Genomic DNA, 18,337 nt, shown 5'->3' on the forward strand with positions numbered 1-18,337 from the left:
CTCAGTGTTAGTGTGAGTCGGCTGCGGCCCCGGACGCCGCGGCCTTGCCGTGGTTCGCGCCGGAAAGCTCCTGGACGACGGCGATGAACTGCTGCAGGACAGGTTCGATACGACCCTTCATCCAGCAAAGCTGGAAGTTGGTCCTGTAGTTGACGTCAGTGAGCTTGATCACTGCCAGGCCGGAGGGGTAGGTAAAGTCCTTCCCCAGCACGGCCAATCCTATCCCGACCCCGACAGAGATCAGGTTCATCTGGGATGCGATGGAGTGGACTTCCTGCACGACCTGCGGCTCGAATCCCGCCTCCTGGCAGAAGGCGAACAGTGGCCCGTATCCCGGGCTGACGCTGGACCTCGGCACGACGACGAATCGCTCGCCGGCGAGCTGGCTCAGGGAGACCGCTTTCCGCTTTGCGAGGGGATGGTCGGCGGGCACCACGACGCCAAGCCCGCCGGTCTGGATCACGTAGCGTTCGAGCGACGCCTTGCCTTCCGCTTGGACGATGCCCTTTCGCTGCTTCCGGGGCGCTCCGGCATCCGGGCCGAAATGCATGAAGCCAGCCTGGATCCGTCCCTCGAGCACAGCCTTGACCTGCTCGGACGTCGGCATCTCGACCAACGTGAGTGCGACGTTGGGGTGGTATTCGAGGAATCGCTTGATGGCAGCGCGGAAGAGCGGGTGGTACAGGGTCAGTGATCCGTAGCCGATGCTCAATCCGCCTACCTTGCCTTCGCCAACCTGCTTGGCCAGGGTGACGGCCTGACTGAGATCGCTCATGATGCTTTGCAGGCGAGGCAGGAGCGCCTGCCCGGCGGCGGTCAACTTGACCTTGTGTGGCTGCCTTTCGAAGAGCTCCACGCCGAGTTCGTCTTCCAGGTCCGCGATGATCTGCGACACCGCGGGGCGCGTGACGAACAGACGGTCCGAGGCTCGACCGAAATGCTCCTCTTCTGCGGCTGCGACGAAATAGCGCAGGTGTCTGAGTTCCATGGATCGGGGGATGTCTCTGTCAGGGGCTTCGTGCTTGTCGGTCGACGGGCCGCCGCGTTTCCGTGGCTGGGAAGGTCGGCTTTGCTTACAGTGTCGCAACATTGTGCCGGGGTGTCGAGTCGCGTTTACCTTGTATCTGGTAAGCAATGCTAACCGCTCGACGCTGGTCGCAGGGTAAGCACAGCTTACCGGATAAGGGCCTAAAATCAACTGGACGCCCAGGCCGTGCAGCGACGACACTTTTGTTCATCGCTCTGCATGCACAGCAAACAGGGCCCCTTTATCGCCCGGCATCGCCCGGCACCATGCGGCAACGACGTCTGCTCCTGCCAGGACAGGGCCTGCACCGGGTCGAATCCGGCTGCAGCGGGCTTTCCGTCGGCCCGAAATACCCTGAGGAGACACATGAAAAACCGCCGCCATCTTCTGAAGTCCCTTGCCGGCTGCCTGATCGCGTCAGCCGTCGTTTCCGCGCAGGCGCAGGACGGAGCATTTCCAGTCAGGCCGGTGCGCCTGGTCGTCTCGACGTCGGCCGGCGGGATGACCGACATCTTAGCGCGCCTCTATGCAGACAAACTCTCGAAGACCCTGAAGCAGCCGTTCGTGGTCGAAAACATGCCTGGCGCCAGTACGATGCTCGCCTCGCGCTATGTTGCAAGACAAGCCGCCGACGGCTATACGCTGCTCGTCGCTGCCAACACCATCGCGACGCTCCCTCACGTCGAGAAAAATGCCGGCTATCAGATGAAGGATTTTGTCGGCATTGGGGAGTTGGCACGCTCGCCATCTCTGCTGGTGGTGAGCGGATCGTCGAAGATGAAGACGATCCCCGAGCTTGTCGCGGCAGCCAAGAGGAATCCGGGCGTCGTTACGTATGCGTACACGGGCCGCGGGACGACGTCGCACATGACGGCGGAGTTGTTCGCGCGGGACGCTGGAGTCAGCTTCAATGGCATCGCGTACAAGGGGATTTCGCTGGCGGTGCCAGACGTGCTGGCCGGGAGAGTCGACTTCCTGATGGGGCCATCGACTTCGACGGAAGAGTTAACCAAGAGCGGAAAGATGCGTGCCTTAGCGATCACTTCATGGTCGCGCTCCCCGGCGTTTCCTAATGTCCCGACCTTCAGGGAACTGGGATACCCGGATGCGACCTACAACCTGTTCTTTGGCATTTTTGCGCCCGCCGCGATCCCCGATGCCGTACGGAAGACACTGGCCGATGCCATGGATTTGGCAAAGCAGGACCCAACGTTCACCGGGCGGCTGCGGCAGTTGGGCATGGAAGTCTCCAATGTGAGAACGCCAGAGCAGTTCGACGCATTCCTCCGGCAAGAAGAAGAGAAATCGGTGAGCCTGCTCCGAAAGTGAGTCTGAGCCGGCCGGACCCCTCAGTTGGCTGCTGAAGCATGGCTCAACGCTGCGTCGCCATGCCAATCTCCGTCGACTATATGTGTGCGAGCGCCGAGCGCACGCTCCATCGGTCGATCGAACGTCTCGCCGGGCCGGTGAAGCTCAGTTCCCTCGACGCAGGGATGATTGGCATCCGGAATATCCGGTTTCCGCTGCCAATCCGGGTGGACGTGGAAACTGGGGCGTGCGAGGTCTCGATGCGGGGCTTTACCAGGACGGTTCGCTGCGGCGAGTCCCGCCTCATTCCCGCACTCGAAGAGGTGTCGTTGACCTTGCTGCGACAGGCCAGGGTCACGCTGACGATTCTTCCCGAATCCGGACGCGGCCAAGACCGCGGCGCCTTCAACCTGTCGGTGGATGACCTACGAGAGCGGAAGCCCGCGACGGCGGGAATTTCCCTGGCCGTCTTCGCCTCCCCTCAATTGGACTGGGGGCTCTCGTCCGCCGCAGCATGCCTTGGCAAGTTGGATGGGCGATGGCTCTCGCGCAAGCTGCTGCAGGAGTGCTCGAGCCTTCGCCAACTGGTCAGGGCGCAGCGGCTTTCGCGATTCGTCTTCGACATTCTATCTTCGGCGGCGAAGTCTTCCGCAGTGTCCTATGGGTTTTCGGACCGGTGCCGCTTGGAGAACGCGGTGTATGACCAGTTCGGGATCTCCGTCGCGGCACTTTCCAGGCTCTCCTCCGCCCGTAGACGCATGAAGGACGGTTAGCTTCTCTTACCAAACGGCGGAGAAAATCGAACTCGACGCACCAAGCGACGGCGCACTAGCATCCGATCCATACAACTAGAAGCAGGAGACAAAGGAAATGAACAGGCGTCAATTCGTCAGGGCTGTTGGCGGGATGTCGTTGGCAGTCGTAACTTGCGGAGCGGGCGCGCAGTCGGCGTCGTATCCGACCAAGCCCGTCCGGATCATCGTCAGCAGCGTAGCCGGCGCCTTGCTGGACGCTTCCGCCCGTCTGTATGCGGACAGGATGTCGCGCTACCTGAAGCAGTCGGTGGTCGTGGAGAACATGCCGGGCGCCAGTTCCATGCTAGGCGCCCGCTATGTCGCCCGCTCGGCGGCGGACGGCTACACGCTTCTCGCATTCGCCAATACGGTGGTGACTATGCCTCACCTTGTGAAGGGGGCAGGGTATGACTTCGACAAGGACTTCGTGGCAGTCGGGGAGATGGCACGCTCTCCCGGCCTGCTCGTCGTCGGAGGGACGTCACCGTTCAAGGCACTGGGCAATCTGGTGAGCGCCGCGAAGTCGAAGCCCGGGGAGGTGACATTCGGCTCCGCCGGCCAGGGTAGCACGTCGCATATGCCAGTGGAGCTGTTCATGAAGAGCGCGGACATCCACCTCACGCACATCCCCTATAAAGGCGTCGCCCCTGTGGTGCCCGATGTCATTTCCGGGCGGGTGAGCTGCATGATGGGGACGGCGACATCCCTGTACGGCTCGATCCAGGCAGGAACGCTGCGCGCCCTCGCCATCTCTTCCGAGAGCCGGTCGCGGAAGTTCCCGAACGTTCCCACCTTCAAGGAACTCGGCTATCCCGAGGGCACGTATAGCATCTTCGTCGGCCTCGCTGCACCGGCCGGCGTTCCGAAGGCGGTGCTGGCCAGGCTGGCGGACGCCATGGAGGTCGCCCGCTCCGACCAGGCGCTGCAGGCCAGACTCGCCGCGCTGGACCAGGAAGTGTCCGAAGTCCGCACGCCCGAAAAATTCCAGGCTTTCCTGCTGGCGGAAGAGAAGCGGACCGTGCAATTGATCAAGGAAGCAAACATCCAGCCGGAATGATATTGCCGGATCGGTGATGGAGCGATCGTCATGGTGGTTGAAACATGAAGCGTGAACCGGAAGGAATCCTCGTCCTGGACGAGCATGGGGCAACGACGTTTTCCAGCGGCCTGGGTCGGGACTCGCTGATCGCCCAGTCGCTCTGCCAGCTCTGGCAGAACCGGGGACGGGTGCCGGTCAAACGGTTGGCGGCCGTGACGAACCTGGACCGCCCGATGACAGTGGCTGCCATCCCCACGCGGGATGCAGTCTGCTTTCTGATCTTCGATTCGCAGGAAGGGGACGAATTCAGCGAGTTCCTGGCGAGCGTCGACTCGGCGGAGGACATCCTCCGTCACTTCATCACCGATCGATACAAGGCGTTGGTCGTCGTCGACGCCGACGGCAAGATCACGTACATGAGTCCCGTCCATGAGCGCTTTTTCGGCCTCCGGCATGGCGAAGCGATCGGCAAGCACGTGACCGCCGTGGTCGAGAACACGCGGCTGCACGAGGTGGTGGCGACTGGGAAGGGGCAGGTTGCGCAGTTGCAGGAGATGAACGGCGTCACTCGTGTGGTCTCGCGCCTTCCCATTCTCGACCGCAAGAAGCGGGTGGTCGCGGCCATCGGGCAGGTGATGTTCAAAGGGCCGGAATCCATCCGCGAGCTGACGGTCGAGCTGGCCCAGGTGAAGCAGGAGCTGGATTTCTATCGGCGCGAGCTTTCCGGCATCCGGAACCGGAGCTATGGGCTGGACCAGATCGTCGGCAGCAGCGACGCCGTGCGCCGCCTCAAGGACGATATCCTGCGCCTCGCGCCGCTCGACGTGCCCGTCCTGCTCACGGGCGAGAGCGGTACCGGCAAGGAGATGGTCGCGCACGCCATCCACATGCTGAGTCCGCGCAGCGACAAGCCCCTGGTGCTGGTCAATGCCGCGGCGATGCCGCCGAACCTTGTCGAGAGCGAACTGTTCGGCTACGAGCCGGGCGCGTTCACCGGGGCGGATCGCAAGGGAAGGATAGGCAAGTTCGAGGCGGCCGACAGCGGCACGCTTTTCCTGGACGAGATCGGAGATATGCCCATCGACATGCAGGTAAAGCTTCTGCGGGTGCTCCAGGACGGCCGGTTCGAGCGTGTGGGTGGCGATCATGCCCGGCACTCCGATTTCCGGCTCATCTCGGCCAGCAACCGCGATTTCAATGCCATGATCGCGAGCGCCGGTTTCCGGCTGGATCTTTTCTACCGCATTAGTGCCGTCACCCTCCGTCTGCCCCCCCTGCGCGAGCGCCTGGAGGACATTCCCGAGCTGGCTGACAGCTTCCTGGAGGCATTCTCAGTTCGGCATGGAACGCCAAAGAAGTCGATTTCGGAATCGGCGATCCGCTTCCTGCAATCGCGCTCATGGCCGGGCAATATCCGGCAGCTCCAGCATGCGATCGAGCGGGCGGCCATCTTCTGCGATAGCCCGGTGTTGTCCATCCTGGACTTCGGGAGCCTCGACAGTGTCGAACACCCGTCCAGCTCCATCCAGGGGGGTGGCAGGCGAAGCGGTCCCGAGGAGAATAGCTATGAGATCCGCGAGGCGACCGAACGGGTCGAGTCCGAGATGATCATGGAGGCCATGCGGCGCACGGGCGGCAACAAGACGCGCGTCGCGGAGCAGCTCGGCATTTCACGCTCCTATCTCTACAAGCGGCTGAGTATGATCGACAGCGCCCGGAGCGCGGACGTCGTTTCGCGGTAGCATTTCCGAAGCCTTCGACCTGGAGGAATCGCCAGCAGCGACGCGGTCATGCGGCCCGCGTCGTTTTCCATTTGGGTGTCTTGCCGAGGGTATTCCACAGTCATAGCCGGGGCATGGCTTCGCGGACGGCCGCTGCGGCGGCCATCCGGCAGCAACTCAGGCGATCAACTGCAGCACCGAGGCAAACGGCTTGCCGTCCCGCAGCCCGTGCACGGCCTCGATCAGTGCGTCGGCACTGACGGAAGAACGGCCGAAGTCCAAACAGTCCACGACCTTGTCTCGCAGTTGCGTGGCCGACATGCGCTTCTCGGGACTGCCGCACACGTCCTGGGTTTCGACGAGGAGCCGCTTGCCGTTGGCCAGTTCCAAGTCGAACGATACCGGCACCATGCCCAGGAACGGCAGGGCGGGATCGGCTTCGATCGTGATCCGCTCGGCGGCGAATGTGCCCACGCGCGCGTCGCGGATGGCCGTTTCGGTGAAGTCGCCGATGCGAACGGCGCCGCGTTCCAGGCCGACAGCGACGGTGTAGGCGATGCTGAACTGCGCGTCGACGACGCCGGCCGAGCGATGGTTGAACTTCCGTCCCACCATGTTCACTGCCTGGCCGCTCACGCGAATGCGGATCTGCTTGACGTCGGTGGAGCGCAGCCCCTGCGCGTGCAGTTGCAGGGCGAGGTCGATGGGGGCGTGCGTGAAGCGGCAGGCCGGGTAGGGCTTGAGGCTCAGGTCTTCTGGCAGGTCGCACCGTTCGATGCCGGCGCGGATGGCGTCGAGATCGAACTTGCCGTCCTGGTACAGGTTGATAAATCCGGCCTTGCCTTCGAACACATTGCGCGGCCCATCGATGCCGGCCTGAGCAAGGGCGGCGGACATGACGACGTTCTTCACCATCTGTGCCGGCTGGAAGCGCTTGGCGAGACTGCCGTCGATGATCGATTGCAGGCTGCCAGCCGTCTGCGTGAGCTGGTGACCGAGCGCGTTGACGGTGGTTTCCGTGTCCCAGCGGCGCAGCCGCGCGATGGCGAGTACCGCGCCCACCGAGCCGCTGATCACGCTGTAGTTCCACCCGCGCGAGCCCTTGGGACCTCCAGCGCGGCCGATGCGCATGGCGCCGTCGACCCCGACGGCGAGTGCGGTGAGAAACTCGCGGCCATCGCAGTCAGGACGGTTTTCCTCGACATCGGCGATCAGGCCCGGCAGCACCATGCCATTGGCGTGCAGGGGCACCTTGTCGTCGGTGTCGTCGTAGTCCAGCGCGTGCATGCTGACCGCGTTGAGGAACGCGGCAAACGGCGCGCTGGCGCGGCCGAAGCCGCCCCAGACCGAGCAGTCGCCGGTGCCCCAGCGCCCCAATGCCGCACGCGCCTCCTTCAGCCCGGGGGCGTGCAGGCCGGCAAGGGCGCAGGCGAGACTGTCGATCAGGCCGTCGACGGTGGCATCGATGGTTTCGTCGCGCAGCTTGTCGTATTCGCGGCCGATGGCATTCGAGGCGAGCAGATTGGCGATATCCATAGTGAGACAGGTAAGGTTGTAGACACGTCGAGTATCGGCCGGCATGACGGCGCAGAGCCAGTCGCTTTTCGTCGATGCCAGCGTAAGCGGTTCTTACGATTCCTAAAGCATGGGTACGGCGGTCAGATCGGCTTACTCTCGCTTTAGGAAAATCTGACTCGACATGCCTGTGGCTGCCCATTGACAATCAGAAAAAATCAAAGGCCACCATACTCGGAGACTCCATGACACAAGCTGTCGACCTGTCCTACGACTTCGCCACGTTCGTCGCGAACACCCAGTATATTAACTTGCCCCAGGAGGCTGTCGAGGGGGCGAAGAAGAGCATTCTGGATACCCTGGGAGTGATGCTTGCGGCGACCGGCGTGGAGCCGGCGGTAAAGGGCGTGAACGCGCTGGTGCGTGAGGCTGGCGGCGCGGAGGAGAGCACGCTGCTCGGCTTCGGCGGGCGTGCCCCGGCGCTTTGGGCCGCGTTCCATAACGGCGCGCTGGCCCATTGCCTGGATTTCGACGATCACGCGCCAGAAGGCCATCACCCGAGCAGCTCGATCGTGCCCGCCGCGTTTGCCCTGGCTGAGCGCGCGGGCGGTGTCTCGGGGCGCGACCTCATCGCCGCCGTCGCCGCAGGGCAGGACATGTTCCTGCGCATCCGGCGCAACGTCGCAAACCGGCAGGACTGGCACCTGACGACGGTGATCGGGGTCTATGCAGCAACCGCGACCGCCGCGCATGTGCTCGGCCTCAAGCGCGAGCAGATCGTCGACGCCTTCGGCATTGCTGGCATGCAGTGCTGCGGCACCATGGAACTGGCGTATGGAGTGGGCAGCGACCTGCGTGGCATGTATGCCGGCTTTACGACGAAGGGTGCCGTGCTCGCCGCGCTGCTGGCCGAGAAGGGCGTCAGCGGCGTCAAGAGCATGTTCGAGGGCAAAGCCGGCTTCTTCAACGTCTACTTCCGGGGAGAGTACGACCGGGCGATTATGGTGAAGAACCTCGGCGAGATCTATGACGGCGGGTCGATTCTCTACAAGCCGTGGCCTTCCTGCGGCGCCTCACACGGCTTTATCCATGCGACGCTGGAACTCATGAAGGAACACGGGCTGACTATCGGCGACATCGAGCAGATCCGCGTGAACGTCGGTGACTTCCAGAAGCAGCTTTGCGAGCCGATTGAAAGCCGCCGTCGTCCGGCGACGCCGGTGGATGCCAAATTCAGCATCCCGTTCTGCGTGGCCGTCGCCGCGACCAAGCGCCAGGTGAAGGTGTCCGACTTCTTTGGCGACGCACTGCGGGACCCGCAGGTGCTGGCGGTCGCGCAGAAAGTGGTCCCTGTTGTCGACGACAGCTTCGACTGGAAGACCACGCTTCCCAAGGGCCGCCTCGACATCGTCACACGCGACGGCCGCACGCTGTCGCGCGTCGGGGAAAATGTTCCGGGCGACGTGGAATGCCCGATGAGCTGGGAGTACCTCGATGAGAAATTCCGCTACAGCGCCGAGCTTGCCGCGGTTCCTCCCTCGTCCGAAGGCATTCGCAAGGCGCAGGAGATGGTGCGGCATCTCGAGGCGCTGGACGATGCGACTGATGTACTGCGCGTACTGGGCTGAACATGGACGCTACGACGCTTCGCATTGCGCGGCATGTCGCGGCGGCCGAGTTCAGGCGGCTGCCTGAACAGGCCATCCACGAATGCCGCCGCCGCATCATCGACAGCGTGGCTTGCGCGGCCGCCGCTTACCGCGAGCCGTTCTGCGCCACGATCCGGACGTTCGCCGCACGCTATGCCGGAACGCCCGCCGCCCGCATGTGGGGGAGCGGCGAACGCACCTCCATTGAGATGGCGGCGTTTGCCAACGGCACAATGCTGCGCTACCAGGACTACAGCGATACGCATCTCGGCAAGAGCAACGGGCATCCGAGCGACATGATCGGCGGCCTCGTCGCGCTGGCCGAGGCTTTTCACCTGGGCGGCGAGGATCTTGTGACGGCCATCGTCGTCGCCTATGAAGTGTATTGCAGCCTCTGCGACAGCACCGCGCTCGCCTCGCGCGGCATCGATCAGGGCACGTGCGCGGCGGCAGGCTCCGCCGCCGGCGCGGCGCGCTTGCTGGGCCTCGGCGAGACGCAAGCCGGCGAGGCGATATCGTTGGCGCTGTCATCCAGCCTGCAACTCTACAACGTCCGTACCGGCGACCTGTCCGACTGGAAGGGCTGTGCCGGTCCGAACGGTGCCCGCAATGGCGTCTTTGCCGCGCTGCTGGCCCGCGAAGGCGTTACAGGGCCGAGTGCGGTGGTGGAGGGGAAGGGCGGCCTGCGCGACGTCGCAGGCGAACTCGACTGGAGGGTTGGCGCGGGCGAGATGCCGCTCATCGTCGGCACGCATCTGAAGTTCCATCCTGTCTGTTATCACGGTCAGGCGGCGGTGGACGCGGCGCTGACCTTGCGCGACAGGATTTCCGGCGAAGACATTGTGGCCATCGAGTCCATCGAAGCGATCGAGGTGCAGACTTACGAGGCCGCCCTTCGCGCCATGGGCGGCGACCCCACGCGCTGGGCGCCGACGAACCGGGAAACCGCGGATCACAGCCTGCCCTATACGATTGCCGTCGCCTTGCTGAACGGCCGGCTAGTGTCCGCCGACTATGAACGCGAGCGGCTCGCAGATCCACGGACCCTGCGCCTGATGGAGCGGATTCGCGTCGGTTGCTCCGCCGAATTGACCAACGCTTTCCCCGCGCACTCGCGCAGTCGCATCGCGATCCGGTTGAAGGACGGCACCACGTACAGCCATTTGCAAAACGACCCCAAGGGAAGCGCCGCCAATCCGCTGACCGATGCGGAGCTGGAGTCGAAGTTTCTCGAACTCTACCGCCCCTGGAGCGACGGCCCCGCGGCCCGCCGGACTTTGGACCTGCTATGGTCGGTCGACCAGCTCGCCAGCGTCGCACAACTCGTGGACGCGTTTTGCCACGCGCCTGACGCATAGGCCGCCGGTTCGCCGCATCCTGTTCCGACAGCGGCCGTGCCACAGGGCGCGACGTGATGTTGCGTCGCGCCTCGGCAGCCGTGTGGCCCCGCATTGCCCCCCCTGCCCCCGGGCGGGCTTTTTCTCGCGTGCGACGCTACGTGTCATTCCTCGCTGCTCGCTGCCATCTGGTCGCCGTATGATGCGGCGCGCGCCTGCACGTCCTCCCGCTGGATCCCTCTGCGCATCGCATCCGCCATCCCCCGGAACTCGGCCTGCTTCGCCGCGCCTGCGCCCGGATAAGCGTTAGCAAAACTTACCGATGTCGCCAAAAAAATCGACTCGACTTTTCATCCCGCAGATTTGAAACTTGACCTCACAGCACGAGACACCGAACGAAAGCCACCGCGTTACCCGGCGTGATTCCTCGCTGCAGTGAAACCAAGGAAACCAACATGTCCGCTATCCCAACTTCCACCGAACAGAGCTCCTCCCACGGCGTCACACTGGACGACGTGCTCCAGGCCACGCAGGCCGTTACCCGGAACTTCGGCGACGAGTACTTCGCTAAGCTGGACAAAGAAGAGGCTTTCCCGCACGACTACATCAAGGCGTTGATGGACGCCAAGCTGCACACGGTGATGATTCCCGAGCAGTACGGCGGCATGGGGCTCGGCCTGCGCGAGGCCTGCGTCATCGTTGAGGAGATGCACCGCTCGGGCGGCGTCGGCTCCATGATCCATGGCCAGATGTTCATGATGGGCATCCTTGCCCGCCACGGCACTGATGAGCAGAAGCGCAAGATTCTGGAGGAAGTGTGCGCGGGCCGCGTGCGCCTGCAGTCCTTCTCGCTGACGGAGCCGAACGCCGGCACCGACACTGCCAAGCTGCAGACGAAAGCATGGCGGGACGGCAACGAGTGGGTGATCAAGGGCCAGAAGCTGTGGACCTCGCGCTTCGACTACACCGACGCCTTCATGGTGTTCGCGCGCACCAGCTCGCCGAAGGACCCGGCCAAGCCGCACCAGGGCATCTCAGCCTTCCTGGTCGACAAGCGCCAGGTCGATCCGAAGCAGTACACCAGCCGCAAGATCGACGTGATGTTCAACCATCACACATTCGAGGTTTTCTACGACAACATGCGCGTGCCCGAGACGTCGCTGATCGGCGAGGAGGGCAAGGGCTTCAAGTACCTGCTCGACGGCCTGAACGCCGAGCGCATCATCATTGCGTCTGAAGCGATCGGAGACGGCCGTTGGTTCGTGGAGAAGGCAGTCAACTATGCCAAGGAGCGCGTGCTGTTCGGCAAGCCGATCGGTGCCAACCAGGGCGTGCAGTTTCCCATCGCGCTCGGCTATGCGCATCTGGAAGCGGCGGACGCCCTGCGCTGGAAGGCAGCCGAGAAGTTCGATCGTCGTGAGCCCTGTGGTGGCGAGGCCAACATTGCCAAGATGCTTGCGTCGGACGCTTCGTGGGAACTGGCCAACGTCTGCATGCAGACGCATGGCGGCTTCGGGCTGGCGCGCGAGTACCACATCGAGCGCCGCTTCCGCGACACCCGCGTGTTCCAGATCGCTCCGATCTCGCCGAACATGGTCCTGAACTACGTCAGCCAGCACGTCCTGGGCCTGCCGCGTTCCTACTGAGCCAGGAGAAGACGATGGACGAAGGACTCTATTTCGAGGACTACATGGAGGACTGGAGGTACGAGTCCGCGGCGGTGCCCGTCACCGAAGAAGGCATCTCCGGCTTCGTCGACCTGCACCGGTTCCACACGCCGACCTTCACCGACCGCAGCTATGTCGAATCGTCGAAGGAATACGGCGCGCGCATGGCGCCCGGCCTGCACGGCCTGTGCCTGGCGGAGGGCGCAGTGCTGCAGGCGGGACTGACGCGCCGCCGCGGCATCTTCCTGATGGAACTGACGCCGAAGTTCGTGAAGCCCGTCTTCGCGGGCGACACGCTCACGGTTCACGTGCGGCTGAAGTCGAAGCGGCTGACGAGCAAGCCTGACCGGGGCGTGGTCACGACGGCGCACGAGGTCAAGAACCAGCGCGGCGAGGTGGTCATGGTGTACGACTCCACGCGGATGATCCGCACCCGCGCCTACGTCGAGACCGCCACCGCGAACTGAGAAGAGCACAAGGAGAACAAGCCGTGCAAGCCATATTGCCGAAGCCGGTCGCCAACGCCGACTCGCAGACCTACTGGAACGCCGCCCGCGAGCGGCGCCTCGTCATCCGCAAGTGCAATGCCTGCGGCCAGATCCACTTCATGCCGCGCTACCTGTGCCCCACGTGCTGGTCGGACAACCTCGACTGGATCGATGCCAATGGTAAGGGGCGCGTGCACAGCTTCAGCGTGATCCACCGTGCCTCGGATCCGGCCTTCGCCTCGCGCGTGCCCTACGTCATCGCGCTCATCGAGCTCGACGAGGGGCCTCGCATGATGGCCAACATCCTTGGCGACGATGCGCTTGACGTCGCGATCGGCGACGCCGTGAAGCTCACGTTCGAGGATCGCGGCGACGGCGCCCTGATTCCGCAGTTCGAGCGGGTCGCCGCGTCGGGAGCATGACATGAAGACACCTGCATCCCTGAAGAACAAGGTGGCCATCGTCGGCGTCGGCGAATCGGAGATTGGCCGCGTGCCGCACATGTCGGGCCTCGGCCTGAATGCGCAGGCGGCCAAGCGCGCGCTCGACGATGCCGGACTGAAGGTTTCCGACATCGACGGATTGCTGACGGCTTATTCGTTCACCGAGCCGTATTTCATGCTCGGCTCGGTGTTGTGCGAATACCTGGGCCTCAAGCCTCACTACAACGCCTCCATGGTGGTAGGCGGCGGAAGCCCGGCGGTGATGCTCAAGCACGCGGCCGAGGCCATCGCGGCGGGGCAGGCGGAGACCATCCTGGTCTGCGCCGGCGAGAATCGCGCGACCGGCCAGTCGCGCGATGCGACGGTCAGCACGTTGCTCGCGGTGGGGCATCCGTATTTCGAGCAACCCTACGGCGGCTCCATCCCGGGCTACTACGCCATGATCGCACAGCGGCATATGGAGGTGTACGGCACGACGCGTGAGCAGCTCGCCCACGTCGCCGTGCAGACGCGCAAGCACGCCCTGCTGCACCCCAACGCCCATATGAAGAAGCCGCTGGCGCTTGAGGATGTGCTAGCGGCGAAACCCATCGCCGATCCGCTGGGCATGCTCGATTGCTGCCTCATCTCCGACGCGGGCGGTGCGTTTATCGTAACCTCCGCCGAACGCGCGCGCGATCTCAAGTGCAAGCCCGTGTACCTCCAGGGCATCGGCGAATATCACACGCACGAGCACCTGATGTGCGCGCCCAGCCTGACCGAGTTCGGCGCCACGGAATCGGGACGCATTGCATACCAGATGGCGGGACTCGGGCCCGGCGACATCGATGTGGCGCAATTGTATGACTGCTTCACCATCGTGCCGATCCTCGAGCTCGAAGAGCTGGGCTTCGTGAAGCCCGGGGAGGGGGGCGCGTTCTTTGCGGAGGGCCACGCCGGCATCAGCGGCAGGCTGCCGGTCAACACGCACGGCGGCATGCTGTCACACGCGCACGCTGGCGCTGCCGGCGGGCTGTTCGGCATCGTCGAGGCGGTGCGCCAACTGCGCGGCGGGTTGGGCGAGCGGCAGGTCGATGGCGCCGAAGTCGCGCTCGTCCACAACGAGGGCGGCATCCTGTCCTCGCATTGCACCATCATTCTCGCCAACGACAGGGGCTGAGGTCCCGAGCTCACCATATCCCAAGGATTGCCATGACCATTTCCACCGCGCCGCGCGGCAAGTATTTCGAAGACTTTGAGGTCGGACAGGAATTCATCAGTCCGGCGCGCACTATCACGCTGACGGATATCGTCAACTTCGCCTGCCTGTCGGGCGACTTCAACGAAGTCCACACGAACTTCGAATATTGCAAGACCACCTCGTTCGGAGAACCGATCGCGCACGGCCCGCTGGTGTACGCCGTAATGGCCGGCCTGCAATATGCCAGCGGGGTCAACGACGGCACGTTGATCGCATTGCTGCAGAACGACCAGTGGCGGATGCTGGCGCCGGTCAAGCACGGCGACACGATCCGGGCGCGCGTCCGCGTGATCGAGAAGAAGGAGACGAGCAAGCCGGACCGCGGCGTGATCGTGGTCCAGCGCGAAGTCGTCAAGCAGGACGGGATTGTCGCGCAGGAGATGCGGACCACCTTCCTGTACCGCCGTCGCCCCAAGGGTTGACGCTTCCCTCTGTCATTCCGGCACGCCTCGTCCGACAGCGTGCCTGCATCCGGCCCCGCCGCAGGCTCTGCGCCGGGGCCTCTGTTCTAAATAGCATTCCATGACCGCCACAGCCATGCACCCCTACACCCGACTTCCCGGCACCCCGGTGCCCATGCACCATTGGACTGTCGACGTCGGCCTGCAACTCGCCGGCGATTCCTGGGGCGATCCTCATGGGCCTCTGGTGCTGTTGCTGCACGGCGTGGGACAGACGCGGCACGCGTGGCGCGCAACCGGCAGGATACTTGGCGCCGCAGGCTACCACGCCGTGGCTTTCGACGCGCGCGGCCACGGTGACTCCGATTGGGCCGCGGATGGCGACTACTCCCGGGATGCGATGATTCGCGACCTGGAGCGTCTGATCGCGAAACTGGAAAAGCGGCCGGCGCTGGTTGGCGCATCGATGGGTGGGGCGACCAGCCTGATCGGGGTCGGCGAAGGGCACATCGATGCCAGCGCGCTCATCCTCGTGGACATCGCGCCGCGCACGGAGCCGTCCGGCGTGGCGAAGGTGAAGTCCTTCATGCGCGACACGACCAACGGCTTCCGGACCCTCGAGGAAGCGGCCGATGCCATCCACGCCTACCGCCCGCGCGCGCAGCAATCACGCATGCCCAACGGGATCGCCAAGAACCTCCGGATGGGCGCGGATGGCAGGTACCACTGGCACTGGGACCCCCAACTCATGGCGCGCGGGCGAGAAAGCGACGAACGGCGCGTCGAGGCGGCGCGCCGTCTGACACTGCCGACGCTGCTGGTACGTGGGGGCCAGTCGGACGTCGTCAGCGAGGAAGGCGCGCGCGACTTCCTGGGCCTGTGCCCGAAGGCGGAGTTCGTGAACATCGCGGGCGCCGGCCACATGGTTTCGGGCGATCGCAACGATGTGTTCGGCCGCGCCGCGCTCGGCTTCCTCCGGCGTGCCGTGCCGGCTGTCCGGGAGGCTCTGCGACAGGAGTGAATGGTGAATCGGAGGTGACTTGGTGGCCAAGCCTGCGCAGTCGTCGTGCGCCTTGGCTTCCGGGAGATGGATAAAAGGCAGCGGGCGATTTCGGCCGCTGAACGCATTGCAAGCACTGGGGCCATGACCGCAACTTGCCGCAGCCTGCCCTCCCGGGATTCTCCACGAAAAAAACTCTCGCACGGCATCGGTACCGTGCGCGAGGCTCGACCTGTTCCGTCAGGAGTAGGTTTGCCCGCCGGTGGCACTCAGCGTCGCACCGGTGATGTGGCTCGCTGCATCCGACACGAGAAATGCGGCCACCGCCGCTACGTCATCGGGCTTCGCCAGGCCGAACGGAGCCTTCGATGCGATCTTGTCGAACACTTTCTGGCGGATCGGCGTGAGTTGGCCGCCCGCGAAACGCTCGTACACCGGCGTGTCCTCGACCAGCGTGACGCAGAGCGTATTGACCCGCACGTGAGAGCGCGACAACTCCTTCGCCATCACCTTGGCAGCCATGATGAGCCCGCCGGAGTGGAGGGCCACCGTCGTCTGGCCGGGGGTCGGAAAGCGGCCGCCTTCGGACGTGACAAACAGGATCGAGCCGCTTTCGCGCTCGGTCATGTGCGGCACCACTGCATGTACCGGGTTGAGCTTGATGCGAGCCGTCTTGGCGATCTGGTCCGCGATAGCGTTCGGCGCGACCTGGCCGATCACGCCCTGCGCGGCAGGCGGCGCCCCGGCGCTGGCCACCAGGATATCCACTTGGCCGAATTCCTCGATCGCCCACTTGACCAGTGCGGTCGCCCCGGCGGTGTCCTCAATGTCGGCCGCCAGGAAGGCACCCTGTCCGCCCGACGAGTGGATGGAGGCGACGAGCGCCTCGCCAGCCGCCTGGTTGCGGCCGGTTACGACGACGAACACGCCTTCCTGCGCCAGCCGGATGGCAATGGCCTTACCCAATCCGGCGGTCGCGCCAGTGACGATGGCAACCTTCCGTTGCGGCTTCTCCGATTGTTCCTTCATATCTGCCTATATAATGTGGATCCGTGTATGCATGCCTGATATCGGACATGGCGTTTCAGGATTCGGCAGTCGCGCGCGCCGGCTTCGCAGCGCCGAAGGCGCCCGCTGCTTCCAGGCGCGCAATCTCGGCGGCGGAGAGCCCGAGCTCCTTCTCCAGCACCGCTACCCGATGTTCGCCAAGTCGCGGCAGGCGCGGTACACCCTGCGCGGTCCTGAAGCGCGAGGGGTCGGCCGGCAGCCGCAGTGTCCCGCCGAGCCCGTCGTCGACTTCCTGTAGCGCGCCACGCTGCAGTAGATAGGGATCATCGAGTACTTCGCGCATGCTAAGGACGCCTGCCACGGGGACATCGGCATCGTTCAGTTTTGCCGTGATCTCCGCGCGCGTGTGCGCCCGCGTGAAGGTCTCCGTGATGGCAATGACCTCCTCCTGCCGCTTTGCCCGTTCCACGTAGGTCGCATAGCGCGCATCGGTGCCCAACTCGGGTCGGTCCATCGCCTCGCAGAGGCGGCACCAGAAGTCGTCACGATTGACACCGATGTTGACGTAGCCGTCCGACGCGGGGAAGGCTCCATAGGGCACGCCGTGGAAATCGTTGGAACCAGCGAAGGCGGACAGGGCGGCATCGGCGATCTGAACGCGTGCTAGTGCCACCGAAACCATGGGGAGCGTGCACTCGATCAGGCCCAAGTCCAGAATCCGGCCCAGGCCGTGGCGCTCCTGATTGCGTAGCGCCAGGAGAATCGCCGCGTGGGCGCTCATGCCGGCGAGGATGTCCCCGAGGGCGAAGCCGCACCATACCGGATTGCCCGCATGGTCGCGGGTGAGGCCGGTGGTACCTGTCATGGCTTCGGCCACAAGGGCCAGGCCCGCCCGGTCGGCATACTCGCCGGCGTCCCCCATGCCGAATCCGGAGATGCAGGCAATAACGAGCCGCGGATAGCGTTTGTGCAGGGCTTCCGGATGGATGCCCAGTCGCTTCAATGCAGCGGCGCGCATGTTGGTGATGAACACGTCCGCCGACTCCAGCAGGCCGTGCATGACCTTTATGCCGTCAGCGTTCTTCAGATCAAGCGCAAGGCTTTGCTTGCCACGGTTTAGCGCACCGTAATGGGCCGAGACAGTATGCCCCTCCGCATCCTCGCGCAGCGGGGCACGCGACCGGGAAAGTTCGCCGCTGGGCGGCTCGACCTTGATCACCTCGGCACCTTCCTCGGCGAGAAGCTGGCCGCAATACGGTCCGGCAATGAGGTGGGACAGTTCGATGACCTTGATGCCTTTCAGCGGCGGCGGCGTGCTTTTATCGTCGTTCATTTCGAGAACCTGGAAAGAATTGGGTAAGGCCAGTTTCGTGGCTGAACGGGATGGTGTCGAGTTGGAAATCTTGAGGGGATTGGTAAGTCGCGCTAACCGCGGCGGGCGGAGAAGCGGGCATTCGGCTTCTCTCAAGGGAGTTGCACAGGCTCGGGCGGGCCTCCATCAGTGCCCGCCCGACATCCAAGCGCTTGCGGACCGCGGCGCTGGGCCGCCGAAGGGTGCGGGCCTCTCGCCGCCGCGTGATCGCGGTAGGAATGCTCATTACTGAGCACCCCCCGCACAGATCCCGGCGTGCCCAATTCGGGCACCGGGCTCCTACCTTGGGTGTTTGACGGCAAAACGCCGGTCGGGCCACGGGTGAAGG

Annotated in this window: 16 protein-coding genes; 12 read left to right on the forward strand and 4 right to left on the reverse strand. The window is 64.4% G+C overall.

Annotated features, from left to right (window positions below):
- Positions 1 to 7: 7 nt before the first annotated feature.
- Positions 8 to 988 carry a LysR substrate-binding domain-containing protein gene (locus tag DN412_RS31080; RefSeq protein ID WP_115215081.1) on the reverse strand — a complete coding sequence of 327 codons (981 nt, stop codon included), beginning with the start codon at positions 986 to 988 and terminating at the stop codon, positions 8 to 10.
- A gap of 405 nt (positions 989 to 1,393) precedes the next feature.
- Between DN412_RS31080 and DN412_RS31085 the strand changes: the two genes are divergently transcribed.
- From DN412_RS31085 to DN412_RS31100, 4 genes are all read left to right on the forward strand, one after another.
- Positions 1,394 to 2,356 carry a Bug family tripartite tricarboxylate transporter substrate binding protein gene (locus DN412_RS31085; RefSeq protein ID WP_161564076.1) on the forward strand — a complete coding sequence of 321 codons (963 nt, stop codon included), beginning with the start codon at positions 1,394 to 1,396 and terminating at the stop codon, positions 2,354 to 2,356.
- A 59-nt stretch (positions 2,357 to 2,415) separates the two neighbouring features.
- Positions 2,416 to 3,108 (forward strand): hypothetical protein, encoded by a 693-nt coding sequence (locus DN412_RS31090; RefSeq protein ID WP_133303110.1) that lies wholly within the window; start codon positions 2,416 to 2,418, stop codon positions 3,106 to 3,108.
- Between the two features lie 97 nt (positions 3,109 to 3,205).
- The gene (locus tag DN412_RS31095; protein ID WP_115215084.1) at positions 3,206 to 4,186 is read left to right on the forward strand and encodes a Bug family tripartite tricarboxylate transporter substrate binding protein; all 981 of its coding nucleotides are present in this window, start codon (positions 3,206 to 3,208) and stop codon (positions 4,184 to 4,186) included.
- A gap of 44 nt (positions 4,187 to 4,230) precedes the next feature.
- Positions 4,231 to 5,910: a sigma-54 interaction domain-containing protein gene (locus DN412_RS31100; RefSeq protein ID WP_115215085.1), complete on the forward strand. Its 1,680-nt coding sequence runs from the start codon at positions 4,231 to 4,233 to the stop codon at positions 5,908 to 5,910.
- Positions 5,911 to 6,066: 156 nt separating this feature from the next.
- Here DN412_RS31100 and DN412_RS31105 read toward each other — a convergent pair whose 3' ends face one another.
- Positions 6,067 to 7,425 carry an MmgE/PrpD family protein gene (locus DN412_RS31105; RefSeq protein ID WP_161564077.1) on the reverse strand — a complete coding sequence of 453 codons (1,359 nt, stop codon included), beginning with the start codon at positions 7,423 to 7,425 and terminating at the stop codon, positions 6,067 to 6,069.
- A 224-nt stretch (positions 7,426 to 7,649) separates the two neighbouring features.
- Here DN412_RS31105 and DN412_RS31110 point away from each other — a divergent pair, with 224 nt between their 5' ends.
- The 8 genes from DN412_RS31110 to DN412_RS31145 all read left to right on the forward strand — a co-directional run bounded on the left by DN412_RS31110 (position 7,650) and on the right by DN412_RS31145 (position 15,650).
- A complete protein-coding gene (locus DN412_RS31110) occupies positions 7,650 to 9,032 on the forward strand; it encodes an MmgE/PrpD family protein (RefSeq protein WP_115215087.1) in 1,383 nt (460 codons plus the stop codon).
- A gap of 2 nt (positions 9,033 to 9,034) precedes the next feature.
- Positions 9,035 to 10,411, forward strand: coding sequence for an MmgE/PrpD family protein (locus DN412_RS31115; RefSeq protein WP_115215088.1), 1,377 nt, complete (start codon positions 9,035 to 9,037; stop codon positions 10,409 to 10,411).
- 434 nt (positions 10,412 to 10,845) lie between these two features.
- Positions 10,846 to 12,036: an acyl-CoA dehydrogenase family protein gene (locus DN412_RS31120; RefSeq protein ID WP_115215089.1), complete on the forward strand. Its 1,191-nt coding sequence runs from the start codon at positions 10,846 to 10,848 to the stop codon at positions 12,034 to 12,036.
- A gap of 14 nt (positions 12,037 to 12,050) precedes the next feature.
- Positions 12,051 to 12,524, forward strand: a complete 474-nt coding sequence (locus tag DN412_RS31125; RefSeq protein WP_115215090.1) for a MaoC family dehydratase — start codon at positions 12,051 to 12,053, stop codon at positions 12,522 to 12,524.
- A 23-nt stretch (positions 12,525 to 12,547) separates the two neighbouring features.
- Entirely contained in the window at positions 12,548 to 12,967 is a 420-nt protein-coding gene (locus DN412_RS31130; protein WP_115215091.1) for a Zn-ribbon domain-containing OB-fold protein, read from the forward strand.
- A 1-nt stretch (position 12,968) separates the two neighbouring features.
- Positions 12,969 to 14,147 carry a thiolase C-terminal domain-containing protein gene (locus tag DN412_RS31135; protein WP_115215092.1) on the forward strand — a complete coding sequence of 393 codons (1,179 nt, stop codon included), beginning with the start codon at positions 12,969 to 12,971 and terminating at the stop codon, positions 14,145 to 14,147.
- A gap of 32 nt (positions 14,148 to 14,179) precedes the next feature.
- Complete coding sequence (locus DN412_RS31140; RefSeq protein ID WP_115215093.1) at positions 14,180 to 14,650, forward strand: MaoC/PaaZ C-terminal domain-containing protein; 471 nt, start codon at positions 14,180 to 14,182, stop codon at positions 14,648 to 14,650.
- A gap of 100 nt (positions 14,651 to 14,750) precedes the next feature.
- Positions 14,751 to 15,650, forward strand: a complete 900-nt coding sequence (locus tag DN412_RS31145) for an alpha/beta fold hydrolase (protein WP_244222843.1) — start codon at positions 14,751 to 14,753, stop codon at positions 15,648 to 15,650.
- Positions 15,651 to 15,869: 219 nt separating this feature from the next.
- On the opposite strand, the gene DN412_RS31150 is transcribed toward DN412_RS31145, so the two are convergent.
- A complete protein-coding gene (locus tag DN412_RS31150; protein ID WP_115215094.1) occupies positions 15,870 to 16,658 on the reverse strand; it encodes an SDR family NAD(P)-dependent oxidoreductase in 789 nt (262 codons plus the stop codon).
- Between the two features lie 55 nt (positions 16,659 to 16,713).
- On the reverse strand, positions 16,714 to 17,970 hold the full coding sequence (locus DN412_RS31155; RefSeq protein WP_115215095.1) for a CaiB/BaiF CoA transferase family protein: 1,257 nt from the start codon (positions 17,968 to 17,970) through the stop codon (positions 16,714 to 16,716).
- Between the last annotated feature and the right edge of the window lie 367 nt (positions 17,971 to 18,337).

It is taken from the genome of Cupriavidus lacunae, from assembly GCF_003353055.1.
Taxonomy (GTDB): domain Bacteria; phylum Pseudomonadota; class Gammaproteobacteria; order Burkholderiales; family Burkholderiaceae; genus Cupriavidus; species Cupriavidus lacunae.